This is a genomic window from Enterobacter sp. CC120223-11, from assembly GCF_900215375.1.
Lineage (GTDB): Bacteria > Pseudomonadota > Gammaproteobacteria > Enterobacterales > Enterobacteriaceae > Scandinavium.
The window spans coordinates 180,750-204,551 of the sequence record NZ_OBEF01000005.1 but is presented as its reverse complement, the minus strand read 5'-3'; the positions used below and the strand labels follow the sequence as shown (position 1 = coordinate 204,551).

At 53.8% G+C, this 23,802-nt stretch carries 23 protein-coding genes; 15 read left to right on the top strand and 8 right to left on the bottom strand.

Annotated features, from left to right (window positions below; genetic code table 11):
• Window positions 1-70 precede the first annotated feature (70 nt).
• The 4 genes from gpsA to CRO87_RS08190 are packed head-to-tail and all read right to left on the bottom strand — an operon-like array spanning window position 71 to window position 2,280.
• Window positions 71-1,090: an NAD(P)H-dependent glycerol-3-phosphate dehydrogenase gene (gene gpsA, locus CRO87_RS08205; protein ID WP_097162441.1), complete on the bottom strand. Its 1,020-nt coding sequence runs from the start codon at window positions 1,088-1,090 to the stop codon at window positions 71-73.
• Window positions 1,090-1,557 carry a protein-export chaperone SecB gene (gene secB / locus CRO87_RS08200; protein WP_097162440.1) on the bottom strand — a complete coding sequence of 156 codons (468 nt, stop codon included), beginning with the start codon at window positions 1,555-1,557 and terminating at the stop codon, window positions 1,090-1,092. Before secB ends, gpsA begins: the two co-directional genes overlap by 1 nt.
• Window positions 1,558-1,579: 22 nt before the next feature.
• Window positions 1,580-1,831, bottom strand: coding sequence for a glutaredoxin 3 (gene grxC, locus CRO87_RS08195; RefSeq protein WP_097162439.1), 252 nt, complete (start codon window positions 1,829-1,831; stop codon window positions 1,580-1,582).
• A gap of 17 nt (window positions 1,832-1,848) precedes the next feature.
• Window positions 1,849-2,280, bottom strand: coding sequence for a rhodanese-like domain-containing protein (locus CRO87_RS08190; protein ID WP_097162438.1), 432 nt, complete (start codon window positions 2,278-2,280; stop codon window positions 1,849-1,851).
• A gap of 249 nt (window positions 2,281-2,529) precedes the next feature.
• Between CRO87_RS08190 and gpmM the strand changes: the two genes are divergently transcribed.
• From gpmM to CRO87_RS08175, 3 genes are read left to right on the top strand one after another with little or no spacing between them, the layout of a single operon-like run.
• Window positions 2,530-4,074, top strand: coding sequence for a 2,3-bisphosphoglycerate-independent phosphoglycerate mutase (gene gpmM / locus CRO87_RS08185; protein ID WP_097162437.1), 1,545 nt, complete (start codon window positions 2,530-2,532; stop codon window positions 4,072-4,074).
• Window positions 4,075-4,083: 9 nt separating this feature from the next.
• Entirely contained in the window at window positions 4,084-5,355 is a 1,272-nt protein-coding gene (envC, locus tag CRO87_RS08180) for a murein hydrolase activator EnvC (protein ID WP_097162436.1), read from the top strand.
• A 3-nt stretch (window positions 5,356-5,358) separates the two neighbouring features.
• Window positions 5,359-6,291 carry a divergent polysaccharide deacetylase family protein gene (locus tag CRO87_RS08175; RefSeq protein ID WP_097162435.1) on the top strand — a complete coding sequence of 311 codons (933 nt, stop codon included), beginning with the start codon at window positions 5,359-5,361 and terminating at the stop codon, window positions 6,289-6,291.
• Between the two features lie 103 nt (window positions 6,292-6,394).
• Here CRO87_RS08175 and CRO87_RS08170 read toward each other — a convergent pair whose 3' ends face one another.
• From CRO87_RS08170 to kbl, 3 genes are all read right to left on the bottom strand, one after another.
• On the bottom strand, window positions 6,395-7,495 hold the full coding sequence (locus CRO87_RS08170) for a glycosyltransferase family 9 protein (RefSeq protein WP_097162434.1): 1,101 nt from the start codon (window positions 7,493-7,495) through the stop codon (window positions 6,395-6,397).
• Window positions 7,496-7,666: 171 nt separating this feature from the next.
• Window positions 7,667-8,692, bottom strand: a complete 1,026-nt coding sequence (gene tdh, locus CRO87_RS08165; protein ID WP_097162433.1) for an L-threonine 3-dehydrogenase — start codon at window positions 8,690-8,692, stop codon at window positions 7,667-7,669.
• Between the two features lie 9 nt (window positions 8,693-8,701).
• A complete protein-coding gene (gene kbl, locus CRO87_RS08160; RefSeq protein ID WP_097162432.1) occupies window positions 8,702-9,898 on the bottom strand; it encodes a glycine C-acetyltransferase in 1,197 nt (398 codons plus the stop codon).
• Window positions 9,899-10,113: 215 nt separating this feature from the next.
• Here kbl and rfaD point away from each other — a divergent pair, with 215 nt between their 5' ends.
• The 6 genes from rfaD to CRO87_RS08130 are packed head-to-tail and all read left to right on the top strand — an operon-like array spanning window position 10,114 to window position 16,239.
• Complete coding sequence (rfaD, locus tag CRO87_RS08155; RefSeq protein ID WP_097162431.1) at window positions 10,114-11,046, top strand: ADP-glyceromanno-heptose 6-epimerase; 933 nt, start codon at window positions 10,114-10,116, stop codon at window positions 11,044-11,046.
• A gap of 8 nt (window positions 11,047-11,054) precedes the next feature.
• Window positions 11,055-12,101 carry an ADP-heptose--LPS heptosyltransferase RfaF gene (rfaF, locus tag CRO87_RS08150; protein ID WP_097162430.1) on the top strand — a complete coding sequence of 349 codons (1,047 nt, stop codon included), beginning with the start codon at window positions 11,055-11,057 and terminating at the stop codon, window positions 12,099-12,101.
• Between the two features lie 3 nt (window positions 12,102-12,104).
• Window positions 12,105-13,088, top strand: a complete 984-nt coding sequence (rfaC, locus tag CRO87_RS08145; protein WP_097162429.1) for a lipopolysaccharide heptosyltransferase RfaC — start codon at window positions 12,105-12,107, stop codon at window positions 13,086-13,088.
• A 3-nt stretch (window positions 13,089-13,091) separates the two neighbouring features.
• Window positions 13,092-14,198, top strand: a complete 1,107-nt coding sequence (locus CRO87_RS08140; RefSeq protein WP_097162428.1) for a glycosyltransferase family 9 protein — start codon at window positions 13,092-13,094, stop codon at window positions 14,196-14,198.
• Window positions 14,186-15,076, top strand: coding sequence for a sugar glycosyltransferase (locus tag CRO87_RS08135; protein WP_097162427.1), 891 nt, complete (start codon window positions 14,186-14,188; stop codon window positions 15,074-15,076). Before CRO87_RS08140 ends, CRO87_RS08135 begins: the two co-directional genes overlap by 13 nt.
• Window positions 15,076-16,239 carry an O-antigen ligase gene (locus CRO87_RS08130; RefSeq protein ID WP_255252495.1) on the top strand — a complete coding sequence of 388 codons (1,164 nt, stop codon included), beginning with the start codon at window positions 15,076-15,078 and terminating at the stop codon, window positions 16,237-16,239. Before CRO87_RS08135 ends, CRO87_RS08130 begins: the two co-directional genes overlap by 1 nt.
• Before the next feature lie 17 nt (window positions 16,240-16,256).
• On the opposite strand, the gene CRO87_RS08125 is transcribed toward CRO87_RS08130, so the two are convergent.
• The gene (locus tag CRO87_RS08125) at window positions 16,257-17,219 is read right to left on the bottom strand and encodes a polysaccharide deacetylase family protein (RefSeq protein WP_097162425.1); all 963 of its coding nucleotides are present in this window, start codon (window positions 17,217-17,219) and stop codon (window positions 16,257-16,259) included.
• Window positions 17,220-17,369: 150 nt separating this feature from the next.
• Here CRO87_RS08125 and rfaQ point away from each other — a divergent pair, with 150 nt between their 5' ends.
• The 6 genes from rfaQ to CRO87_RS08095 all read left to right on the top strand — a co-directional run bounded on the left by rfaQ (window position 17,370) and on the right by CRO87_RS08095 (window position 23,802).
• Complete coding sequence (gene rfaQ / locus CRO87_RS08120; RefSeq protein ID WP_097162424.1) at window positions 17,370-18,440, top strand: putative lipopolysaccharide heptosyltransferase III; 1,071 nt, start codon at window positions 17,370-17,372, stop codon at window positions 18,438-18,440.
• Entirely contained in the window at window positions 18,437-19,564 is a 1,128-nt protein-coding gene (locus tag CRO87_RS08115) for a glycosyltransferase family 4 protein (RefSeq protein WP_097162423.1), read from the top strand. The genes rfaQ and CRO87_RS08115 overlap by 4 nt, the downstream gene beginning before the upstream one ends.
• A gap of 2 nt (window positions 19,565-19,566) precedes the next feature.
• Window positions 19,567-20,667, top strand: coding sequence for a glycosyltransferase (locus CRO87_RS08110; protein ID WP_097162422.1), 1,101 nt, complete (start codon window positions 19,567-19,569; stop codon window positions 20,665-20,667).
• 11 nt (window positions 20,668-20,678) lie between these two features.
• Window positions 20,679-21,674, top strand: a complete 996-nt coding sequence (locus CRO87_RS08105; protein ID WP_097162421.1) for a glycosyltransferase — start codon at window positions 20,679-20,681, stop codon at window positions 21,672-21,674.
• 83 nt (window positions 21,675-21,757) lie between these two features.
• Window positions 21,758-23,032 carry a lipid IV(A) 3-deoxy-D-manno-octulosonic acid transferase gene (gene waaA, locus CRO87_RS08100; RefSeq protein ID WP_097162420.1) on the top strand — a complete coding sequence of 425 codons (1,275 nt, stop codon included), beginning with the start codon at window positions 21,758-21,760 and terminating at the stop codon, window positions 23,030-23,032.
• Window positions 23,032-23,802, top strand: coding sequence for a glycosyltransferase family 2 protein (locus CRO87_RS08095; protein WP_097162419.1), 771 nt, complete (start codon window positions 23,032-23,034; stop codon window positions 23,800-23,802). Before waaA ends, CRO87_RS08095 begins: the two co-directional genes overlap by 1 nt.

Below are 23,802 nucleotides of genomic sequence, written 5' to 3'. Positions count from 1 at the left end.
CAGGCGGTAAGCAAATGACCGGTCAGTTCTGCGCTGACCGGGTCATTGGGATGATGACGATTCCCTGCGGCTAGTGGTGGCTGCGCTCTTCCTTGCTGGCACGACCTAATAAGGTCAATGCTGCCTCGCGCGCATTCTTTCCGCAATACAATACCTGATAAATTTCCTCGGTTATTGGCATTTCGACACCAAAACGGTGCGCAAGTGCCCGAACCTCTTTGGTATTGCGGTAGCCTTCGACCACCTGACCAATCGCATCCTGCGCGCTTTGCACGTCTTTTCCCTGGCCGAGCGCCATGCCAAAACGACGGTTGCGCGACTGGTTATCGGTGCAGGTCAGCACCAGGTCGCCAAGTCCTGCCATACCCATAAAGGTGGCAGGATCGGCGCCTAACGCTGCGCCCAGGCGGGACATTTCAGCCAGGCCGCGGGTGATCAGCGCCGTGCGCGCATTCGCGCCAAAGCCAATACCGTCGGACATGCCTGCGCCAATTGCGATAACGTTTTTCACCGCACCGCCAAGCTGCACGCCGATAAAGTCCGGGTTGCTGTAGACGCGGAAGCTTTTGCCGCAGTGCAGCAGCTTTTGCAGATCTTCGGCAAACTGCGGCTCGGTGGACGCCAGCGCAATCGCCGTTGGCATGCCTGCCGCCAGCTCTTTGGCGAACGTCGGGCCTGAAATCACCGCCAGCGGAATGACATCGCCGAGCGCTTCGCGGGCGACATCCTGTAACAGACGGCCGGTTTCAGCCTCGAGCCCTTTGGTTGCCCAGACCAGACGAGCATCCGGACGCAGCAGCGGTTTCAGCTGACGCAGCACTTCGCCAAAGACATGGCTTGGTACCACAACCAGAATATCGCGGCTGGCGGCCAGCGCCGTGGCGAGGTCAGCTTCAAGGTGCAGTGTGTCAGGGAAAGGGACATCAGGGAGGAAGGCCGCGTTGCAGCGGTCTTGCTGGAGCACGGCGAGGTGTTTCGGGTCATGTCCCCAAAGCACCACATCGTGGCCGTTTCTTGCCAGGGTGATGGCAAGAGCGGTGCCGTACGAGCCGGCACCGATCACAGTCATTGCAGCTTTACGTGCGTTCATCAGGCATCCTGATGTTGTTCGGCACCTTCGCCAGCCTGCTGCTGCAGATAGTTCATAAACAGCGCATCAAAGTTCACTGGTGCAAGGTTCAGCTGTGGGAATGTACCGCGGCCAACCAGGCTTGTGATGCACTCGCGCGCATACGGGAACAGGATGTTCGGGCAGTATGCACCCAGGCAATGTGCCATCTGAGTTCCGTCGATACCTTCGATGGAGAAAATGCCGCCCTGCTGAACTTCACACAGGAACGCAGTTTCTTCGCCCAGAGACGCAGTCACGGTCACACGCAGTACGACTTCATACACGCCTTCTGCCAGTTGGGTAGAAGCGGTATCCAGATCAAGTTTAACCTCTGGCTGCCAGTCTTTCTGGAAAACATGCGGCGCATTTGGCGCTTCAAAGGAAACGTCTTTGGTGTAGATGCGCTGGATCTGGAAAGTCATTTCTGGGTTGTTTTGTTCTGACATCTTTTTTTGTCCTTAAAAGGGATTATTTCAGCAGGGGATCGAGTCCACCACGTGCGTCAAGTGCATACAAGTCGTCACAGCCGCCAATGTGCTGTGCATCAATAAAAATTTGCGGCACCGTGGTGCGGCCACTACGTTCAATCATCTCTTCACGCTTCGCGGCGTTACCGTCAATGGGTAACTCCTGGAAACTCACGCCTTTCTGATTCAGCAGCGCTTTGGCGCGCACACAGAACGGACAGGTTGCTTTGGTGTAGATCTCAATATTGGCCATGACGTTACCTCAGAAAATTACTTACCGCGAACCAGCGGCAGGTTCTCACCGCTCCAGCCCGCAACACCTTCTTTGAGAACGAAAACGCGCTCGAAGCCCGCTTTGTTCAGGTTGTTGGCTGGCTCCTGAGCCTGCATACCGGAACCATCTACAACGATGATGGGTATATCTTTATGTTTTTCAAGTTCACCGAGGTTATTTGCTTTGATTTCGGTTGGCAGCAGGTTAATGGAACCGGCAATGTGGCCTTTACGGAAATCATCACGCTGGCGCAGATCGACCACAACCGCCTCTTCTTTGTTGATAAGACGCGTGGCTTCACCGCGGGTGATCACTTTGATTTTGGAGGTCAGGCCTTTGAATGTGGTGAACAGTACGGCAGCCAGTAAGCCAACCCAGGCGATACTCAGTATTGGATGGCGGCTAACAAATTGCATAATTTCTTGCATGGGGGGTGATAACTCCCGACTCAGTGATTAAAAAAAACAGGAAAGGAGTATACCTGTGCGTGGTGGCAATTACAGCAAGACGAATCTAAGCTAATCCAATTTCTGCGGGTTGGTACCCGAAATTTTAACCAAAAATAAGCAAACTCCCCGCCAGGTGCGCCCGATCTTTGATCTTCTGAGGCAGATTTATCGATTCAGCTGTAGTAAAATTACGCAAATTTTTTATCTTGTGAGCATGAGGTTGTCGCAATGTCTGATACTAAAAAACCGATGGTACTGGTGATTCTGGATGGCTATGGCTATCGCGAAGAGCAGCAGGATAACGCGATTTTCAGCGCGAAAACGCCGGTTATGGATGGCCTGTGGGCAAAACGCCCTCATACCCTGATTGACGCATCTGGTCTGGAAGTCGGTCTGCCGGACCGCCAGATGGGTAACTCTGAAGTGGGCCACGTCAACCTCGGCGCAGGCCGTATCGTGTATCAGGACCTGACCCGCCTGGACGTTGAAATCAAAGAGCGCACCTTCTTCGAAAACAGCGTGCTGGCCGGTGCCGTCGATAAAGCCGTTGCCGCAGGCAAAGCGGTGCACATCATGGGCCTGCTCTCTGCCGGTGGCGTTCACAGCCACGAAGATCACATCATGGCGATGGTCGAAATGGCCGCAGAGCGCGGCGCAGAGAAAATCTATCTGCACGCCTTCCTCGATGGTCGTGACACCCCACCTCGCAGCGCGAAATCCTCCCTGGCAGCCTTCGAAGAGAAATTTGCCGCGCTGGGCAAAGGCCGCGTCGCTTCTATCATCGGTCGTTACTACGCCATGGACCGCGACAACCGCTGGGACCGCGTTGAACAGGCCTATGACCTGATGACGCTGGCAAAAGGCGAATTCCAGTTCGATTCTGCCGTTGCAGCGCTGGAAGCCGCTTACGCACGTGATGAAAACGACGAGTTCGTGAAAGCGACCGTTATCCGTGCCGAAGGCCAGGCCGATGCGGCAATGGAAGACGGCGACGCGCTGATCTTCATGAACTTCCGCGCCGACCGCGCCCGTGAAATCACGCGTGCGTTCGTAAACAAAGACTTCGACGGCTTCGCACGCAAAAAAGTCGTTAACCTCGATTACATCATGCTGACGCAGTATGCCGCCGATATCCAGGCACCTTGCGCCTACCCACCAGCGTCTCTCGCCAACACCTTCGGCGAGTGGATGGCGAAGAACGACAAAACGCAGCTGCGTATCTCTGAAACCGAAAAATACGCTCACGTGACCTTCTTCTTCAACGGCGGCATCGAAGAGAACTTCGCGGGTGAAGAGCGTATTCTGATCAACTCCCCGAAAGTGGCGACCTACGATCTGCAGCCAGAAATGAGCTCCGCAGAACTGACCGAGAAACTGGTTGGTGCCATCAAAGGCGGCAAGTTCGACGCGATCATCTGTAACTACCCGAACGGCGACATGGTTGGCCACACCGGCGTGATGGAAGCGGCAGTGAAAGCGGTTGAAGCGCTGGACCACTGCATTGACGAAGTCAGCAAAGCGGTTGAATCCGTTGGCGGTCAGCTGCTGATCACCGCAGACCACGGCAACGCCGAGCAGATGCGTGACCCGTCTACCGGCCAGGCGCACACCGCGCACACCAACCTGCCAGTGCCGCTGATTTACGTTGGTAGCAAAGCAGTGAAAGCGGTTGACGGCGGTAAGCTCTCCGACATCGCCCCAACCATGCTGACCCTGATGGGCATGGAAATCCCGCAAGAGATGACTGGCAAGCCGCTGTTCATCGTGGAATAATCCCTCCCCATGAGGGGAAAGGCGATTGTTTCAAAGACCTGGATCGCGACGGCAGTCCGATCCGTTTGCTACGCCAGCGCACTCAGCGCTGGCGTATTGCTGTGCGCGACGTCTGCCCATGCCGACGACCGCGACCAGCTGAAATCTATTCAGGCTGATATCGCCAGCAAAGAGAAGGCGGTACGCCAGCAGCAACAGCAGCGCTCAGCCCTGCTCGCTCAGCTTAAAACCCAGGAAGAGGCGATTGCCGCCGCCGCCCGTAAGCTGCGCGAAACCCAGAACACCCTTGCCGACCTCAATAAGCAGGTCGATGAGATGAATGCCTCCATCACCAAACTGCTTAAGCAAAAAGCGGCTCAGGAGCGCAACCTTGCCGCTCAGCTGGATGCGGCATTCCGCCAGGGTGAACATACCGGTATTCAGCTCATTCTCAGCGGCGAAGAGAGCCAGCGCGGCCAGCGTTTGCAGGCTTATTTTGGCTATCTGAACCAGGCTCGCCAGGAAACCATCTCCCAGCTGAAACAAACCAGCGAAGAAGTCGCCTCGCAGAAAGCCCTGCTTGAAGAGAAACAGAGCCAGCAGCAAACGCTGCTCTACGAACAAAAAGCGCAGCAGGCCAAACTGGAGCAGGCGCGCAACGAACGTAAGAAAACCCTCTCGGGGCTTGAGTCCTCGATTCAGGCTGGCCAGCAGCAGCTTTCCGAGCTGCGCGCCAACGAATCCCGCATGCGCTCCCGCATCGCGCAGGCAGAAGCAGCCGCCCGGGCGCGGGCTGAGAAAGAAGCCAAAGAGGCGCAGGCCGTTCGCGACCGCCAGCAGGATGCTTCCCGCAAAGGCACCACCTACAAACCTTCCGAAAGTGAGCGCTCGCTGATGGCCCGTACCGGCGGCCTGGGCTCACCTCGCGGCCAGGCTTACTGGCCGGTGCGTGGCCCGACGCTGCATCGCTATGGCGAACAGCTTCAGGGTGAACTACGTTGGAAAGGGATGGTTATCGGTGCGTCTGAAGGCACTGAGGTCAAAGCCATCGCCGATGGCCGCGTGATCCTCGCCGACTGGCTGCAGGGCTACGGCCTGGTCGTGGTGGTGGAGCACGGAAAAGGCGACATGAGCCTTTACGGATACAACCAGAGCGCGCTGGTCAGCGTCGGCACTCAGGTTCGCGCCGGCCAGCCGATTGCCCTTGTGGGCAGCAGTGGCGGTCAGGGCCGACCGTCACTCTACTTCGAAATTCGCCGCCAGGGTCAGGCGGTCAATCCACAGCCGTGGTTGGGAAGATAAGTTTTGCTTCAATTTCGCCCGTTAGCGTTATCCGTCGCCGCTCTTCTGGCGATGGTCTCTCCGGCCCACGCCGGAAAACTCTCGATAGTCATTGACGATTTTGGCTATCGCCCTCAGCAGGAAAACCAGGTGCTGGCCCTGCCCAACACCATCTCCGTCGCCGTTCTGCCCAATGCGCCGCACGCCAGAGAAATGGCGACCAAAGCCCACAATAGCGGCCACGAAGTGCTGATCCACCTGCCGATGGCACCGCTCAGCAAGCAGCCGCTGGAGAAAGACACCCTGCGCCCGGAGATGAGCAGCGATGAAATCGATCGCATCGTTCGCGAAGCGGTGAGTAAAGTGCCTTACGCCGTGGGGCTGAATAACCACATGGGCAGCGCCATGACCTCCAGCCTGTTCGGCATGCAGAAGGTGATGCAGACGCTGAGTCACTACAATTTCTACTTCCTCGACAGCATGACGATTGGCAACAGTCAGTCGATGCGCGCCGCCGCCGGAACAAACGTGAAGGTGATTAAGCGCAAGGTGTTCCTCGACGACACGCAGAACGAAGCGGATATCCGCACACAGTTTAATCGTGCTATTCAGATTGCGAGACGCAGCGGGTCAGCCATTGCCATTGGGCATCCGCATCCGACTACGGTGCGCGTGCTTCAGCAGATGGTGTACAACCTGCCGCCCGACATCACCCTGGTTCGCCCAAGCAGCCTGCTAAACGAGCCGCAGGTCGATACCTCAACGCCGAACAATGCTGCCCCGGTACGGCCGACAGCGCCACGTAATCCGTTCCGCGGCGTGAAGCTCTGCAAGCCGAAACAGCCGCAGCAGCCAGTTTATGCGAGCCGTTTCTTCGATGTGTTAAGCGACAGCATCACTCACAGCACGCTGGTGCAGTATTTTCAGCTGCAGTGGCAGGGCTGGGATAAGCCCTGAGCGGGCAGGGTGGTGTGAGAACAGTGAGCGGGTAGAGTCATAATACCCGCCCTTTCAGAAGCAGGTACGCCCCGAAGAATAAACTTCATCTTCGGGATCTGAGTTATTGATTGGATGCTCTGATAGCCTGGATTTCTTCTTCAATAGCGCTGAGGATAACGTTGATATCTGCATCCATAATGTTCTTCTCGACCAGTTTAATCTGGCGGGCTCGTGAATAGTTTGGCCCCCAGGCAACGGCATTATTCGCGCCATGACTTAATATTTTGAAAGGATAGACACAAACGATTCTTTTATTGAATGCACGCGCAAGATGTACGATTGAGGTGTCCGGCGACACGACCAGATCGCTGCATCTGACAAGCTCAGCAGCAGTAAAGAATTCACCGTGATGATTCTTGGTGATGTTGGTGTCGTCAGGAATATGCTTTATTTTATTTTGTTCACCAATGATGACCACGTGAACATCACTGCAAGTTTTAAAATAGTCCAGCACGGCTACAATCTGTTTTTCAGAGAAAAATCTTTCGCGAACGCTGCCATAAGGCGTGAACGTAACGACATATTTCGCCTTTAAACCAGACAGAAATCCAGCGGCTTCTACTTTGTTCTTTTCAGGGATGGCTACAGAATACTCGTAAGCTTCTTCGGGCAAGTTAAGATATGACAGCAAAGCAACATATCGGTTACTCACATGCCCTAAGATATCGTAGGAAGTAATCGCGTGATCGTAGATTTTATATTTATCATTAAAACCAATTGTTTTAAACGGCTTTATATCCTTGATCAATTTAAACGCTTCCACGCTATCTTTTGTAATTTCATGAGAATCTACAAAGACAGATTTCGGGTAACGCTTCAGCTCATCAATGATTTCCCGGCTATTTGTTTTATCATACAGAAATAGCTTTTCAACATACTTGTTGTGTTCAAAAACAAAATGAGTGCGCTTATCTGAAATGATCAAAACGCGGTAGCCGTGATTCGCGAGCGTTTCTACCACGCTGCCTATAACAATTGCATCACCGATCCCCTTCCCTATAAATGGAAGAATAATGTAATCAAGTTTATCTTTATATTCTAAATTGTTATCAGATTTTTTTCTGGCCGCCAACGCAGTAATTAAATGTAATTTAAGAGCCAGCTTCTTGCTTTTTAAGAAGTAGTTCTTTTTCCTGTTTAATTTTTTTAAGAAATGTTTCATCACACCCTCTGGACCAAAAAACCGAAGAATATCGTAATAAATAAAACATTCGGCAGAGTATATCTGCTTCGTGAAAAAGAACGCAAACCAAATTCTGATAGCAGTGAGGTATTAAAACATTGTGGTTATCATGTTGGGCCAACACAATGACCCAACATGACGTAGAGGGGTTTAATCCCAGCTCAGGATAACCTTCCCGGACTGGCCTGAACGCATGGCGTCAAAGCCTTTCTGGAAGTCATCGATGCCGAAGCGATGGGTGATGATTGGCGAGAGATCCAGGCCGGACTGAATCAGCGCCGCCATCTTGTACCAGGTTTCGAACATCTCGCGGCCATAGATGCCTTTGATGAACAGCCCTTTGAAGATGACTTTGGTCCAGTCGATGGACATATCTGATGGCGGAATACCCAGCATTGCGATGCGCCCGCCGTGGTTCATGGTGTCCAGCATGGTGCGGAACGCCGGTGGCGCGCCGGACATCTCCAGGCCCACGTCGAAGCCTTCGGTCATGCCAAGCTCGGCCATCACGTCTTTCAGATTTTCATTCGCCACGTTCACCGCGCGGGTGACGCCCATTTTACGTGCAAGGCTCAGACGGTATTCGTTCACGTCGGTGATGACGACATTGCGCGCGCCAACGTGTTTTGCCACGGCTGCCGCCATGATGCCAATCGGGCCTGCACCGGACACCAGCACGTCTTCGCCGACCAGATCGAAGGAGAGCGCCGTGTGTACCGCGTTGCCGAACGGATCGAAGATGGAGGCCAGATCGTCAGAAATATTATCCGGGATTTTGAAGGCGTTGAACGCCGGCAGCACCAGATATTCTGCGAAACAGCCCGGACGGTTTACGCCCACGCCGGTGGTGTTGCGGCACAGATGCGTGCGGCCCGCGCGGCAGTTACGGCAGTGGCCGCAGGTGATGTGACCTTCGCCAGACACGCGATCGCCAATTTTAAAGCCCTTCACTTCCTGGCCAATGCCAACCACTTCGCCCACGTATTCATGGCCGACAACCATTGGCACAGGAATGGTTTTCTGCGACCACTCGTCCCAGTTGTAGATATGGACATCGGTACCGCAGATGGCGGTTTTGCGAATCTTAATCAGCAGGTCGTTGTGCCCGACTTCCGGTTCAGGCACGTCGTTCATCCAGATGCCTTCTTCGGCCTTCAGTTTCGATAATGCTTTCATCTCACGTCCTCAGGCAATGACGCCCAGTTGCTTACCGATGCGGGTAAACGCGTCCACCGCACGTTCAATTTGCTCAGGGGTATGCGCCGCAGACATCTGGGTGCGGATACGCGCCTGACCTTTTGGCACCACCGGGAAGAAGAAACCGGTGACGTAAATCCCTTCTTTTTGCAGCTCGCGGGCAAACTCTTGTGCGACGGTGGCTTCACCCAACATCACAGGGATGATGGCGTGATCGGCCCCGGCCAGGGTGAATCCTGCCGCAGACATTTTTTCACGGAACAGACGGGCGTTGGCCCACAGACGATCGCGCAGCTCGGCTCCGGACTCGACCATTTCCAGCACTTTAATAGAGGCGCCAACGATAGCCGGCGCCAGGGAGTTAGAGAACAGATACGGGCGTGAACGCTGACGCAGCCACTCAACAACTTCTTTACGCGCGGCGGTATAGCCACCGGATGCGCCACCAAGCGCTTTGCCGAGCGTGCCGGTGATGATGTCGACCCGATCCATCACGTCACAATACTCATGCGAACCACGACCGTTTTCACCCACGAAGCCGACCGCGTGGGAATCATCGACCATCACCAGCGCATCGTATTTGTCTGCCAAGTCGCAGACGCCTTTCAGGTTGGCAATGACGCCGTCCATGGAGAACACGCCGTCAGTGGCGATCAGCACGTGACGCGCCCCGGCTTCGCGAGCTTCTTTCAGGCGCGCTTCCAGTTCAGCCATGTCGTTGTTGGCGTAGCGGAAGCGCTTCGCTTTGCACAGGCGGACGCCGTCAATGATGGAGGCGTGGTTCAGGGCATCGGAAATAATGGCGTCTTCCGCGCCGAGCAGGGTTTCAAACAGGCCGCCGTTGGCGTCGAAGCAGGAGGAGTACAGAATGGCGTCTTCCATACCGAGGAAATCAGCGAGTTTTTTCTCGAGCGCTTTATGGCTGTCCTGAGTGCCGCAAATGAAGCGGACGGATGCCATGCCGAATCCGTGGCTGTCCATGCCAGCTTTCGCGGCCGCGATCAGTTCCGGGTGGTTGGCCAGGCCCAGGTAGTTGTTGGCGCAGAAGTTGATGACCTGGCTACCGTCGCCGACGGTGATATCCGCCTGCTGGGCGGAGGTAATGATGCGTTCCTCTTTAAACAACCCTTCCGCACGGGCGGTCTCCAGGTCGCTGGTTAACTGTTTGTAAAAATCACCACGCATTGCAACTCTCCAGATTCGGCAAAATTTGGAACATATTACCCAATGCTTATGACGTATACGAGATGACACCTCGCCAGATAAGCATTTTTGTAGCATAAATCACGTGTACCCACGCGGCTTGTCGGTGAATGTGAAGACTCCGCACAGTGATGGTATGATAAGAACCATTAGCGTCCGGGATAGTCCCGGTCACTCACATTTCAAAGGTTATCGTTATGATCATCGTTACCGGCGGCGCAGGCTTCATTGGCAGCAACATCGTTAAGGCACTGAATGATAAAGGCATCACTGACATACTGGTGGTGGACAACCTGAAAGATGGCACCAAATTCGTCAACCTGGTCGACCTCAACATCGCCGACTATATGGATAAAGAAGACTTCCTAATCCAGATTATGGCCGGAGAAGAGTTGGGTGAAATCGAAGCCGTGTTCCACGAAGGCGCCTGTTCTTCCACCACCGAGTGGGATGGCAAGTACATGATGGATAACAACTATCAGTACTCCAAAGAGCTGCTGCACTACTGCCTGGAGCGCGAAATCCCGTTCCTGTACGCCTCTTCCGCTGCAACCTACGGTGGCCGCACTTCTGACTTCATCGAATCGCGCGAATATGAAAAGCCGCTTAACGTTTACGGCTACTCTAAGTTCCTGTTCGACGAATACGTCCGTCAGATCCTGCCGGAAGTGGATTCCCCTGTTGTGGGCTTCCGCTACTTCAACGTCTACGGTCCGCGCGAAGGCCACAAAGGCAGCATGGCGAGCGTGGCGTTCCACCTCAACACCCAGCTGAACAATGGCGAAAGCCCGAAACTGTTTGAAGGCAGCGACAGCTTCAAGCGTGACTTCGTGTATGTCGGTGACGTGGCGGCAGTTAATCTGTGGTTCTGGGAAAACGGCGTATCCGGAATTTTCAATCTCGGTACTGGCCGCGCGGAATCCTTCCAGGCCGTCGCGGATGCTACTCTGGCGTATCATCAGAAAGGCAGCATCGAGTACATTCCGTTCCCGGAAAAACTCAAAGGCCGCTACCAGGCGTTTACTCAGGCTGACCTCACCAACCTGCGTGCGGCAGGCTATGATAAACCTTTCAAAACCGTGGCCGAAGGCGTCACCGAGTACATGCACTGGCTGAACCGCGACGCATAAGATAAAAAATGAAAATACTGGTGATTGGCCCGTCATGGGTGGGCGACATGATGATGTCGCAAAGTCTCTATCGCACGCTCAAGGCGCGCTATCCCCAGGCGATCATTGATGTGATGGCACCGGCGTGGTGCCGTCCGCTTTTATCGCGCATGCCGGAAGTCAACGAGGCCATTTCAATGCCTCTCGGGCACGGAGCGCTGGAAATTGGCGAACGCCGTCGGCTGGGGCACAGCCTGCGCGAAAAACGCTATGACCGCGCCTATGTCCTGCCCAACTCGTTCAAATCGGCCCTTGTCCCCTTCTTTGCTGGCGTCCCGCAGCGTACCGGCTGGCGTGGCGAAATGCGCTACGGCCTGTTGAACGATGCCCGCGTGCTCGACAAAGCCGCCTGGCCGCTGATGGTTGAGCGCTATGTGGCGCTGGCCTACGATAAAGGCGTGATGCGCTCGGCGAAAGATTTACCGCAGCCGCTGCTCTGGCCGCAGCTTCAGGTGAATGAAGGCGAAAAATCGCAGATCTGTGCCACCTTTAACCTCTCCGCTGAGCGGCAGATGATAGGCTTTTGCCCCGGGGCTGAGTTTGGCCCGGCGAAGCGCTGGCCGCACTATCACTATGCCGAGCTGGCGAAACAGTTGATCGACGAAGGCTATCAGGTCGTGCTGTTCGGTTCTGCCAAAGACCACGATGCCGGAAATGAAATTCTGGCCGCGCTCAGTCAGGAACAGCAGGCCTGGTGCCGTAACCTGGCCGGAGAAACCCAGCTGGAACAGGCGGTGGTTCTGCTTGCCGCCTGCAAAGCTGTCGTCACCAACGATTCAGGTCTGATGCACGTTGCTGCGGCGTTGAACCGCCCGCTGGTCGCGCTGTATGGCCCAAGCAGCCCGGACTTCACTCCGCCGCTGTCGAACAAGGCTAAAGTTATCCGCCTGATTACCGGCTACCACAAAGTGCGCAAAGGAGACGGTGAAGAGGGCTATCATCAGAGCCTGATCGACATCACGCCTGCCCGCGTGCTGGAAGAGCTGAACCAATTATTGCTGGCCGGGGACGCGTAACGGATGCGAGTGCTGATTGTAAAAACCTCCTCCATGGGTGATGTCCTCCACACATTGCCCGCGCTGACCGACGCCGTCCAGGCCATTCCGGGCATTCGTTTTGACTGGGCAGTCGAGGAAGGTTTTGCGCAAATTCCGACCTGGCACTCTGCGGTAGAGAATGTCATTCCTGTGGCGATCCGTCGCTGGCGGAAAGCCTGGTTTTCCGCGCCGGTGAAAGCCGAGCGGCAGGCATTCCGTCAGAAAGTGCAGGCGCAAAAGTATGATGCCATCATCGACGCGCAAGGACTGGTGAAAAGCGCCGCGCTGGTCACGCGCCTGGCGCATGGCGTTAAGCACGGTATGGACTGGTCCAGCGCCCGTGAACCGCTGGCGAGCCTGTTCTACAATCGACGTCACCACATAGAAAAGCAGCAGCACGCCGTCGAGCGCACCCGTGAACTGTTCGCCAAAAGCCTTGGTTATCCGAAGCCGAAAACGCAGGGTGATTATGCCATCGCGCAGCATTTTCAGAATTTACAGGAACACAACGGCATTCCGTATGTCATATTCCTGCACGCCACAACCCGTGATGATAAACACTGGCCGGAATCCCACTGGCGAGCCCTCGTAGAACTGATGCAACAAAGCGGATTACAGATTAAACTGCCGTGGGGCGCGGAACATGAACGCCAGCGTGCGGAACGCATTGCCGCCGGGCTCAGTCATGTCGAGGTCTTGCCGAAGCTAACGCTGGCAGACGTTGCCGCGAAGCTCGCCGGGGCGCAGGCCATTGTCTCTGTCGACACCGGCTTGAGCCATTTAACCGCGGCGCTGGATCGCCCAAACATCACACTTTTCGGCCCGACCGATCCCGGGCTGATTGGCGGTTACGGCAAAAACCAACAACAATACGTCAGCCCAACGGGCAAGATGGGAGATATCACGGCAGATGCGATTTTCAACGCTTTACAGAGCAACCTGCAACCTACGGGCAAGGAAACGTAGTCAATGAGCTATGTGCTTCTGTTCATTCTCTTTCTTCCGGTAAAGCTGCTGGGAAAGCTGTTTCGCAAAGAGACCGGTAAGAACCTCGTCATCCAGACCGCGAAGATTGGCGATTTCGTCAATGCCACGCCCTTGCTCTGCCATCTGAAAAAAAGCGATGTGCTGATAAGCCGCGCCGTAGAGCCTCTGGCCAGCCGCGATGACACCATCGAGACGATTTACCTTATCGGCAAAAAGAAGCGCAATGTGTTGGCCAAGCTGGCCTTTGCCTGGCAGATAATGAATCGCTACGACAACGTGTATTTGCTGCAGCCAAACAGCACCAACCTGTTCTTTGCCGCTGTCTGCAATGCAAAAAATAAGCAGTTCCTGAGCATCTACACCCGTCGCTGGTATCACAGCATTTTCTATATGGCGGCGGATGGCGTGGTGGAACACGGGAAGCGAACGCTGTCCGTCACCAATTATCTGCAGCTCGCCGACAGGAAGCTGAGCTGGCAGGATGCGCCGAAGCATGCCACACACCCGCTCTATCAGCCAAAAGCCTGGCCTGAGTCCCTGGATACGCCGGGGGTTATTCGTATCGGCCTCAGCATTTCCGCAGGCAACAAAGCAAAGACGGTTCCACCGGCCATCTGGAAGCGTATTTTCGACACCCTGGCTGACCTGCCTTGCAAGTTCTACATTTTCGGCACTGAAAATGAGCAATCCTGGCTCGATGAGCTCTATCGCGCCATCGGTGAGCAAAGCAATATCATCAGCCTGCTTGGCCAAATCCCCCTCGAAGACGTGCCATGGGCTATCTCAAGAATGGATTGCTACATTGCTTCCGATTCCGGCAACGTCTACATCGCAGATGCGGTTAACGTCCCGGTGATCCTGCTGTTTGGGCCCTGCTGCCACTACGAACAGCGCCCGCTGGGGGAAACCTTACTGATCGGTAAAGATGAGAACATCTGTTCGTATGTGTTTGAGACAAAATATTATTTTGATAAGCCTAGGGAAGAGTTGTTTCATCTTTCTGACGAGGATGAGGCCAATCTCTACCAATTCATTGCATCGAAACATATATCAAAAGAATCACATTCAGGGTCATTATGGGCACACTGACTAAACAGATTTACCGTTATACCCATAAGCGCAATATGCGTCATAACGAAAATCTTTGGCCCTTTGTTAAAATCCGTCGCGCTGAATCGGGTGAGATCACGGATTTAAAATATCGTCACCAGTCCGTTTCTCTGGCTCGTCTATCCGACATGCAAAATCAATTTTCGGGCAGCCTGTTATTAACGGCAACCGGGCCTTCAGTGCGCGAAATCGACTTTAGCCAGCGACCTGATAACATCACGATAGCGGGTGTAAATGGAGCATGGAAACTCAAGGACACCCTTAAGTTTAAACTCTATTTTATCGTTGATATGACATTTATCGATCATCACGCCCAGATAATCAAAGAAATCTGCTCTTCTCAAGGCATTACACTCTTCACAACGGTCATGGGCATCATCAAGCTAATAGATGCATTAGGTTATGAGAACATTCATTGTAAGCTAGCTATAATAGAAGATATTTGTTATGAAACGTATAAGCCATCGGTAAAGAAAAACCAAATCGAACATCATTTTTCTGCCAGAGAAAATATTGTCTTCTCGCATAAATATCCTGAGATTGCTTTCAGCACTGATATTTGCAAAGGTGTGTTTGATGCAGGCACCGTCGTTTATTGGGCACTCCAGGTCATTGCACATTTGGGTTTCGCAAAAATTTATATTGCTGGACTGGATTTAAATAATTTATCCGCACCCCGATTTTATGAAAATGAATCCAGTAAGCGCCCTTCGTATCTGCATGACAAACTTAATGAATTAGTTTTCCCGGCTTTACAATTAGCAAGCGAAGTGTTGGCAATGAAAGGAATCTCAGTGATTAATCTTTCGCCGTTAAGCTCCGTACCCGAAAGTACTTTTCCCAAACAAGGTTTTTAATGATGTCATTGGTTAGAATGAAAAACATCTATTTATCTTTCTTTGTTTTCTTCATCCTGATGAGTACGATATTTTGTGGCGTCTCCCGGGTTAACATCTCGTTTCATCTCGCATTATCGTTATTCCTGCTGACACTCATTTTTTCTTCCAGTGCTCGCCGCCAGTTTTTCCAGGATAAATCATACCTGTACGCGCTAATAAGCGTTGCGGTATTTGCCGTGTATTATTCGCTCTCCAATTTGTGGTCCACTCCATCTCACCTGAGCTCATCGCTAACTCACTCATTTTATTTACTGATATTAATGGCGTTGTACCGGCAGGCTGAACTCGCGGGCTACAAAAAATACGTCATCACGGCAGCATGGCTCGGCACCATTATCCTGGCAGTGCTCACACTAGCCCTGGTTGATAAGAGCCATATCTTCCATTCACGTTTGCGGGATGGTTTTCCCTGGTCGCCTGACAATGTCATCGATCTAGGCGGGTATATGGCATTAGGGATTCTTTTCAGCGTACTGCTAATGCGTGAATTCAGATCTTTGTGGTTCCTGGCCCCCATCCCACTTTTACTGCTCTGTCTGATACTCACTCAGAGTCGCGGGCCGTTAATGGCACTTATAGTCGCAAGCGCAGTGACTGCTCTTTTGCGCCCAAAATGGAATGTCAAATCATTAGCTGCAATTTCATTACTCATTATTGCGGCTGCGGGTTTACTTTACGCCAGTGGATTCCTCGATACCTTTATCTCTCGCATTGACTCATCCTATCAACAAAGCTTTGTACGATTCGGCATCTGGCAGCACGCCTGGGATGTGGCAATGCAAAAACCTATTTTCGGATGGGGGTTTGAGAAAGAACTGAAGTTCGTCAATAGTATAGGCCAGCATATCACCACCACACACAGCCTGTATTTTGCAGCTTTACTTAAAGGTGGGGCAGTTGGATTTATATTATTTGTGTTTGTCATTGGGCTTGCTCTGTGGCGTTGCAAACAGCATTTTGCGCTGAACCAAAAAGCAGAAGTCGCCATTTGGTTGTTTGCGCTAGTGTTCTATACAACACAAGGCATGTTCATTATTAGCAACCCACGTGAGTATTGGGTTCTTTTCTGGCTACCACTAATAATTGTGATGAGCACGCCTGTATCAAAGGTGACCAAGTAATACAAAAAAAACGCCGGTCAACCGGCGTTTTTTTTCATCTGATAAAACTCTGCCAAAGTCATTCCCTGGGTTCGCGGTGCAAGCCAGGCAAAGAGCTTCTCCAGATCCTGATACAGACCTTCGATTGCCGCTTCGTCTTTAAACGTAGGGCTGCCGCCGGGCATAAACTCCGATGAGTGCAGCATAAATTCAACGTAGTCGTTGCCCTGAGCCAGGCATTTTTCCGCCACATTGATCATCTCATCCGCATTACCGCCCGCCGGGCGCAGCCAGTTGACCGAAGGAGAGCGATATTTGCCACGCAGACGATCGTAGCCTTGCTTCACGCTATTCAGCCAACCGGGATGTTTGTACTGGATACTCATCGGCACTTCCAGCAGCGGGCTGTTTCCTGGCTTATGGATAGCGTCCATATCCATAAAATAGGCGCTATCCGGGAAGGATTGATAATCGGTGCCGCCTGTTCCCTGTGGAGCCCCTTTTGCGTTACGCCAGTTTACGCGGGGCGTCACGGAACAATCGACGTGATAGCCAAGTTCGACAAGCAGTCTGGCATAACGGCTGTCGAACGCCCAACGTCCGGCGCGGTGGCTGAGCATCTTCGTCTGGAAGGTGTTCTCGAGCAGCTCGGTCATAAACAGCACTTTTTCGCGCAGAACCGTATCGGGATATTCAATCAGGTAGGGCTGCCAGCGCCAGTCATCACCGGTCAAATCATGCTCCGGCGGGCTGTTCCAGGCATGCAGGTGCATGCCGACTTCCCCCTGACCGCGGGCGATCACGTCTTTGGCAAAATCGATATAAACCGGATCGACCGCCATCTCATAGTTCGTCAACCAGACTGGCTTGAAACCATATTTTTCACACAGTGACTGGAAGCGAGGCAGGTATCGGGCGTTTTCTGTTTTAATCTCCCGATGGTTTTGCCAAAGGTTATCGCCTTCAGTATCGATGGTGATGATAAAAGCGGGTTTCGTCATAGCGATCACATTGTCAAAGAGGGTTAGCGCTATGTTACGCACTCTCCTCTCGCCGAGTAAACAGCTGCCAGGAAAAAGCTGACATTGCCGAGAAAGGATGCAAGTCCTCACTATGTCTATTAGAATTGCAGGCAATATGATCCCAATAAGATGATGATGAATAACTCACTTAACGCGCCCGATTTACGCATTCTTTTGATTAAATTACGTCATCACGGCGACATGCTTCTCACTACCCCGGTGATCCACTCTCTGCGTCAGCGCTGGCCCGATGCGCAAATCGATGTGCTGCTGTATGAGGAAACCCGGGATATGCTGGCCGCACATCCTGACATTCATCAGATCTATGGCATCGACCGCAGCTGGAAAAAACTGGGGACGCGTGGACACCTGCAAAAAGAGTGGCAGCTGCTGACGACGTTGCGCGAGCGGCGTTATCAGCTGGTTATCAACCTGGCCGACCAGTGGCGAAGTGCCCTCATCACCCGCTTTACCGGCGCGCCGGTACGCATCGGGTTTGATTTTAATAAGCGTCGCGGCTGGTTCTGGAATCATTGCCACACGGCGCTTGCCTCTGTCGACGCTCATCAGCAGATGCATACCGTTGAGCAGAATCTCTCTGTTCTGACTCCGCTGGACATCCCGCCGGTCAGTTCGGTCACCATGGGTTTTCTTCCTGAAGACTGGCAAACCGTCTCCAACAAGCTGGCTGAAAAAGGTGTGACTGAAAAGTTTATCGTTGTGCAGCCCACCTCTCGCTGGTTCTTCAAGTGCTGGGATGAAGGCAAGATGGCGCAAACCATCACGGCACTTCAGCAGGATGGCCACACGGTTGTGCTCACCTCCGGCCCGGACAAAAAAGAATTAGCCATGATCGACACCATCCTTGCCGCCTGCCCTCAGGAGCGCGTGGTGTCATTAGCCGGGCAGTTAACGCTTCGTCAGCTAGGCGCGCTCATTGGCCACGCGTCGCTCTTTATTGGCGTGGACTCGGTGCCTATGCATATGGCTGCGGCCTTGCAGACGCCGTGCGTGGCGCTGTTTGGCCCTTCAAAACTCACGTTCTGGAGCCCGTGGCAGGTAAACGGCGAGGTCATCTGGGCAGGCGAATATGGCCCGCTGCCAGATCCAGATGCGGTAGACACGAATACCCAGGAACGTTATCTCAATGCCATTCCGGTTGAACGCGTCGTGGCAGCAGCAAGGAATTGCCTGTCATGAAAAAACATCGCCTCGCGATTGTTCGCCAAAAATATCGCCCTGACGGCGGTGCCGAACGTTTTGTCTCCCGCGCATTAAGCGCGCTCAGCAATCAGAATTTAGAACTCAACGTTATCACCCGCCAGTGGCAAGGCGAAAAGCAGGACGACTGGCATATTCACATCTGCGACCCGCAGAAATGGGGTCGAATCAGCCGTGAACGTGGCTTTGCTGATGCGGCGCGTAAGCTCTGGCAGGCAGAGCAGTTTGATATCGTGCAGAGCCATGAGCGCATTCCGGGCTGCGATATCTATCGCGCAGGCGATGGTGTTCATCGCCGCTGGCTGCTGCAGCGCCAGCGGATCCTGCCGGGCTGGCGCGGCCAGATGCTGATGCTCGACCGTTATCATCGCTACGTGATGGACGCGGAAAAAGCCATGTACGAGGCACCCGAGCTCAAGGCCGTGATCTGCAACGCGGAAATGGTGAAACAAGAAATCATCGAAGATTTCGCCGTCGACCCCAAAAAAATTCATGTGATTTATAATTCCATAGACGCCAGCCGCTTCGTTCCGGCAGATAGCATGCAAAAACTGGCGCTGCGTGAACAGCTGGGGATTCCGGCTAATGCCGTGGCGCTCTGTTTTGTGGGCTCAGGGTTTGAACGTAAAGGGCTGGCGGCGGCGATAAACGCCATTGCAGGCACCGATCGCTATCTGATTGTCGTCGGTCAGGACAAAGCGGAAAAGCAGTATCAGGCGCTGGCGCGTTCAGTTGGCTGCGAAGATCGCATTCGCTTTTGCGGTATGCAAAAAGAGACGCTGCCCTTCTATCAGGCGGCAGACGGGTTATTGCTGCCTACATTGTATGATCCCTTCCCGAATGTCATTCTGGAAGCCATGGCCTGCGGATTGCCCGTCATTACCTCACGCACCTGCGGTGGGGCAGAATTTATTGAGCAAGGCACAAACGGTTTTGTCTGCGATGCTCTGGATATCTCGCGCCTGAGAGAGGCCGTGATGGCAATACCGGCACTGGAATACGATAACAAAATGGGCATGGCTGCCCGCCATAAAGTCATGGATGCAACGCCGGAGCGGCTCTCGAGCCAGCTCATTACGCTTTATCACACTTTATTGGGTTAATGATGCGCATTCTTATGGTTATTGATGGTTTACCCGGCGGGGGCGCCGAAAAAACGGTGCTGACGCTGTCGCGTGGGCTCGTTGAAATGGGTCATCAGGTATCACTGTTCTCCCTGCGCAAAGTGTGTGACTACGCCATTCCGGAAGGTATCGACTATCAGGTTGTTCAGGACACCTGCAAGAAGCCCTGGCGGAAGCTTACCGAACTGTCTCGCCGCGCCCGCTTGCTGGACGATGCCATTATTAAAGCGCAGGAAAAAGGGAAGTTCGATATCGTCTTCTCGCACCTGCATAAAACGGACCGCATTGTCGCGCTTACTCGCGCTGTCAGCCGCGATAAAATCTGGTATTGCGTTCACGGCATGTTCTCGTTTTCTTACCTGCGTAACCGCCGTGCACCTTCACGCTGGCTCAAACGTACGAAAATACGCCGGGTCTATGAAAATTCGCAGGTTGTGGCGGTGTCGAATGCCGTGCTGCATGACCTGACCCAAAATCTGCGCATTACCCTCAAGCGCGGCGCAGTTATCCATAACCCCTTTGACATCGCTCACATCCAGCAGCTTGCCGCTGAACCTTTTGAACTGGAAGGTCAGGAGTACATCATTCATGTCGGCCGTTTCCATGAGCATAAACGCCATGACCGTCTCCTGCGTGCCTTCGCCAAAAGCGGTATTCCATGCCAATTGGTGATGATGGGAAACGGTAACCAGAAGCAAATAGAGCAATTGAAAACGCTGGCGAAAACATTGAGTATTGCCGACAGAACGCAGTTCCGTAACTTTGTCCCCAATCCCTATCCGTGGATCAAAAATGCCCGGCAGCTGGTGCTGAGCTCGGACTGTGAAGGGTTCGGCAATGTGCTGGTCGAGGCGATTATTTGTCAGACGCCAGCCGTCAGTACGCGCTGTCCAGGCGGCCCTTCTGAAATTCTTACGGGTGAGCTGGCACGCGGGCTGAGTGAGATGAACGATGATGGCCTGGCCAAAACCATGCTGGACGTCTGGCAACATCCACTGGCCATCGACCACACCACCATTTCTGCCTACGGTATTGAGGCAATCTGCCGCCAATATATTGCGCTTGCGGGCTCTCAACAGTAATCAGGTATTGTATGCAACACCCGACATCGCCACTGCTTAGCGTGGTTGTCGCCGTCTACAACGGCGAAAAATTTTTAGATCAGTTCTTCTCCTGCCTCGTGGCACAAAATATCGAGAGCATGGAAGTTATCATTGTTGATGATGGTTCCACCGACAGCTCCATGACGATCGCTGAGAGGTGGCGTGAACAGCTGCCGCAAATGCAGATCATCACCCAGGCAAACGGTGGCGTTTCCGTTGCCCGTAATACAGGTCTGGCCGTCGCTACTGGCCAGTACCTCTCTTTCCCGGACATTGATGATTTCTTCAAACCGGGGATGTATCAGCATCTGCTGGATCTGGCGCTGAAAAATCAGCTGGATGTGGTGACCTGCAACGGCAACTACGTCTGGGAAAATGATAAAAAGCCCACCCGCCCTATTTTCCCGCCGGAGAAGCTGCAATCCACGGGCGTTTTGAGCGGCCCGGCATGGCTGAAGCAGGCTCTGGATTCACGCAAGTTTCTGCACGTGACCTGGCTGAACCTGTATCGCCACGACTTTATTCGTCAGCACCACTTCCATTTCGAACCGGGCCTGCGCCATCAGGACATTCCCTGGACGACAGAAGTGCTGCTGGCCGCCAAACGCGTGCAGTACACCAGCGAGCAGTTCTACGATTACTACATTCACTCCGCGTCGGTTTCGCACATGCCCGACAACGATGACACACTGATCCGCTCCGCCCGGCACTACATGAAAATCCTGGAGATGCTGGATGCCATTAACCAGCGCTATCCTGAAGAGGTTAAAGGTATCGCCGCGTGCCACTGGCAGATAGCCAAAGAGGGACTTGGGATCATTCATACCTTCGACAACATGAAAGATCCGCGTAAAAAGGCGACGATCGTGCGTGAATTCTTCGATCGTGGGATCTGGAAACTCATCTGGAAGAGCGCAAAAAGCCCTCGCCTGCGTTGGCGTCTGGGCCGCCGCTACTTCCGTTTGAAACGTTATCTGAGCGATTGAACGCCGGAAAGCCCAAAGGGATAGCTTTAAGCTGGTTTAATGCTTAGAATTTGCCCGCCGAATGATAAAAACGGATAACTCGCTTGGAATTTCTGTATACCACCTTGCTCTACCTGATTCAGCCGCTGGTCTGGCTGCGGTTACTGCTGCGCAGCCGTAAGGCGCCGGCCTATCGCAAACGCTGGGCCGAACGCTATGGCTTTTGCAAAAACAAGGTAGTGCCGGATGGCATACTGCTGCATTCCGTCTCTGTTGGCGAAACGCTGGCCGCTATCCCGCTGGTGCGCGCGCTGCGCCACCGTTATCCGTCCCTGCCGATCACCGTCACCACCATGACGCCAACCGGTTCAGAGCGGGCTATGTCCGCCTTCGGTAAAGACGTCCAGCACGTTTATCTGCCTTACGATTTACCGGGCGCGATGAACCGCTTCTTCAACACTACGCGACCTAAACTGGTTATCGTGATGGAGACGGAGCTGTGGCCAAACATGATTGCCGCGCTGCATAAGCGTAAAATTCCGCTGGTGATTGCTAACGCGCGCCTGTCTGAGCGCTCGGCAAAAGGCTACGGCAAACTCGGTAACCTTATGCGCCGTCTGCTGAGCCGCATAACGCTGATTGCCGCGCAGAATGAAGAGGACGGTAACCGCTTCCTCTCGCTGGGTCTGAAACGTAACCAGCTCGCCATTACCGGCAGTCTCAAATTCGATATTTCCGTGACGCCTGAACTGGCGGCACGCGCGATAACGCTGCGCCGTCAATGGGCACCTCGTCGCCAGGTGTGGATCGCCACCAGCACCCACGATGGCGAAGAGAAAATCATCCTCGATGCACACAAAAAGCTGCTGGAAACCTTCCCCGACCTGCTGCTGATCCTGGTCCCACGTCATCCGGAACGTTTTTCCACCGCGCGTGAACTGGTGCAGAAAGCGGGCATGACCTTCAGCCTGCGCAGTACGGGAGACATTCCGGCCGCTGCGACGCAGGTCGTCATCGGCGATACGATGGGTGAACTGATGCTGCTGTACGGGATTGCCGATCTCGCCTTTGTGGGTGGCAGCCTTGTCGAGCGAGGTGGACACAATCCGCTGGAACCCGCTGCGCACGCTATTCCTGTGCTGATGGGCCCGCACACGTTCAACTTTAAAGACATCTGCGCCAGGCTGCAGCAGGCGGACGGGCTGATTACCGTGACCGATGCCGACACGCTGGTGAAGGAAGTCTCCACGCTGCTCACTGATGAAGATTATCGCCTGTGGTACGGCCGCCATGCCGTCGAGGTGCTGCATCAGAATCAGGGCGCACTGGCCCGTCTGCTAAAGTTACTGCAACCCTATCTGCCTCAGCGGAGCCACTAATGTACACTCGTCTGTCGGTGGTGATGATAGCCAAAAATGCCGCCGAACTGCTGCCGGACTGCCTGGCATCGGTACAGTGGGCCGATGAGATTATCCTGCTGGATTCCGGAAGCGACGATAGCACCGTGGAGCTTGCAAAAAGCCTCGGCGTAAAAGTGCATGTGAACACCGACTGGCAGGGTTATGGCATCCAGCGTCAAAGGGCACAGGCGCTCGCCACCGGCGATTACGTCCTGATGATCGACACCGACGAACGCGTCACGCCAGAACTTGAACAGGCATTACGTGCCGTGCTTTCTGCTCCAGAGCCGGACGTTGTATACAGCATCGCCCGCCGCAACTATTTCCTGGGGCGCTTTATGCGCCACAGCGGTTGGTATCCGGACAGGGTATTACGCCTGTACGAACGCGAAAAATGGCAATACAACGCCAATCGGGTACATGAATCTCTGGAATGCCGGGGCGCCAAAGTGGTTGAACTGAAAGGCGACCTTGAACATCTGACCTGCCGTGATTTCGCTGACTTCCAGCGCAAACAACTGGCCTATGCCACGGCCTGGGCGCAGGAACGTCATCAAAAAGGCAAGAAGACCTCGCTGACAGGCGTATTCAGCCATACGATCGGCGCTTTCCTCAAAACGCTGGTGTTACGCGCAGGCTTTCTGGATGGCGCACAGGGCTGGCTGCTGGCGGTGGTCAACGCGCAGTATACGTTTAATAAGTACACCGAGCTGTGGGCACTGAACCGCGGCTTTAGCAAGAAGGCGTGA

Coding starts and splice junctions, on each gene's coding strand:
- gpsA (WP_097162441.1), bottom strand. CDS start 1,090: ATGAACGCACGTAAAGCTGCAATGACTGTGATCGGTGCCGGCTCGTAC.
- secB (WP_097162440.1), bottom strand. CDS start 1,557: ATGTCAGAACAAAACAACCCAGAAATGACTTTCCAGATCCAGCGCATC.
- grxC (WP_097162439.1), bottom strand. CDS start 1,831: ATGGCCAATATTGAGATCTACACCAAAGCAACCTGTCCGTTCTGTGTG.
- CRO87_RS08190 (WP_097162438.1), bottom strand. CDS start 2,280: ATGCAAGAAATTATGCAATTTGTTAGCCGCCATCCAATACTGAGTATC.
- gpmM (WP_097162437.1), top strand. CDS start 2,530: ATGTCTGATACTAAAAAACCGATGGTACTGGTGATTCTGGATGGCTAT.
- envC (WP_097162436.1), top strand. CDS start 4,084: ATGAGGGGAAAGGCGATTGTTTCAAAGACCTGGATCGCGACGGCAGTC.
- CRO87_RS08170 (WP_097162434.1), bottom strand. CDS start 7,495: ATGAAACATTTCTTAAAAAAATTAAACAGGAAAAAGAACTACTTCTTA.
- tdh (WP_097162433.1), bottom strand. CDS start 8,692: ATGAAAGCATTATCGAAACTGAAGGCCGAAGAAGGCATCTGGATGAAC.
- kbl (WP_097162432.1), bottom strand. CDS start 9,898: ATGCGTGGTGATTTTTACAAACAGTTAACCAGCGACCTGGAGACCGCC.
- rfaD (WP_097162431.1), top strand. CDS start 10,114: ATGATCATCGTTACCGGCGGCGCAGGCTTCATTGGCAGCAACATCGTT.
- rfaF (WP_097162430.1), top strand. CDS start 11,055: ATGAAAATACTGGTGATTGGCCCGTCATGGGTGGGCGACATGATGATG.
- rfaC (WP_097162429.1), top strand. CDS start 12,105: ATGCGAGTGCTGATTGTAAAAACCTCCTCCATGGGTGATGTCCTCCAC.
- CRO87_RS08140 (WP_097162428.1), top strand. CDS start 13,092: ATGAGCTATGTGCTTCTGTTCATTCTCTTTCTTCCGGTAAAGCTGCTG.
- CRO87_RS08135 (WP_097162427.1), top strand. CDS start 14,186: ATGGGCACACTGACTAAACAGATTTACCGTTATACCCATAAGCGCAAT.
- CRO87_RS08130 (WP_255252495.1), top strand. CDS start 15,076: ATGATGTCATTGGTTAGAATGAAAAACATCTATTTATCTTTCTTTGTT.
- CRO87_RS08125 (WP_097162425.1), bottom strand. CDS start 17,219: ATGACGAAACCCGCTTTTATCATCACCATCGATACTGAAGGCGATAAC.
- rfaQ (WP_097162424.1), top strand. CDS start 17,370: ATGATGATGAATAACTCACTTAACGCGCCCGATTTACGCATTCTTTTG.
- CRO87_RS08115 (WP_097162423.1), top strand. CDS start 18,437: ATGAAAAAACATCGCCTCGCGATTGTTCGCCAAAAATATCGCCCTGAC.
- CRO87_RS08110 (WP_097162422.1), top strand. CDS start 19,567: ATGCGCATTCTTATGGTTATTGATGGTTTACCCGGCGGGGGCGCCGAA.
- CRO87_RS08105 (WP_097162421.1), top strand. CDS start 20,679: ATGCAACACCCGACATCGCCACTGCTTAGCGTGGTTGTCGCCGTCTAC.
- CRO87_RS08095 (WP_097162419.1), top strand. CDS start 23,032: ATGTACACTCGTCTGTCGGTGGTGATGATAGCCAAAAATGCCGCCGAA.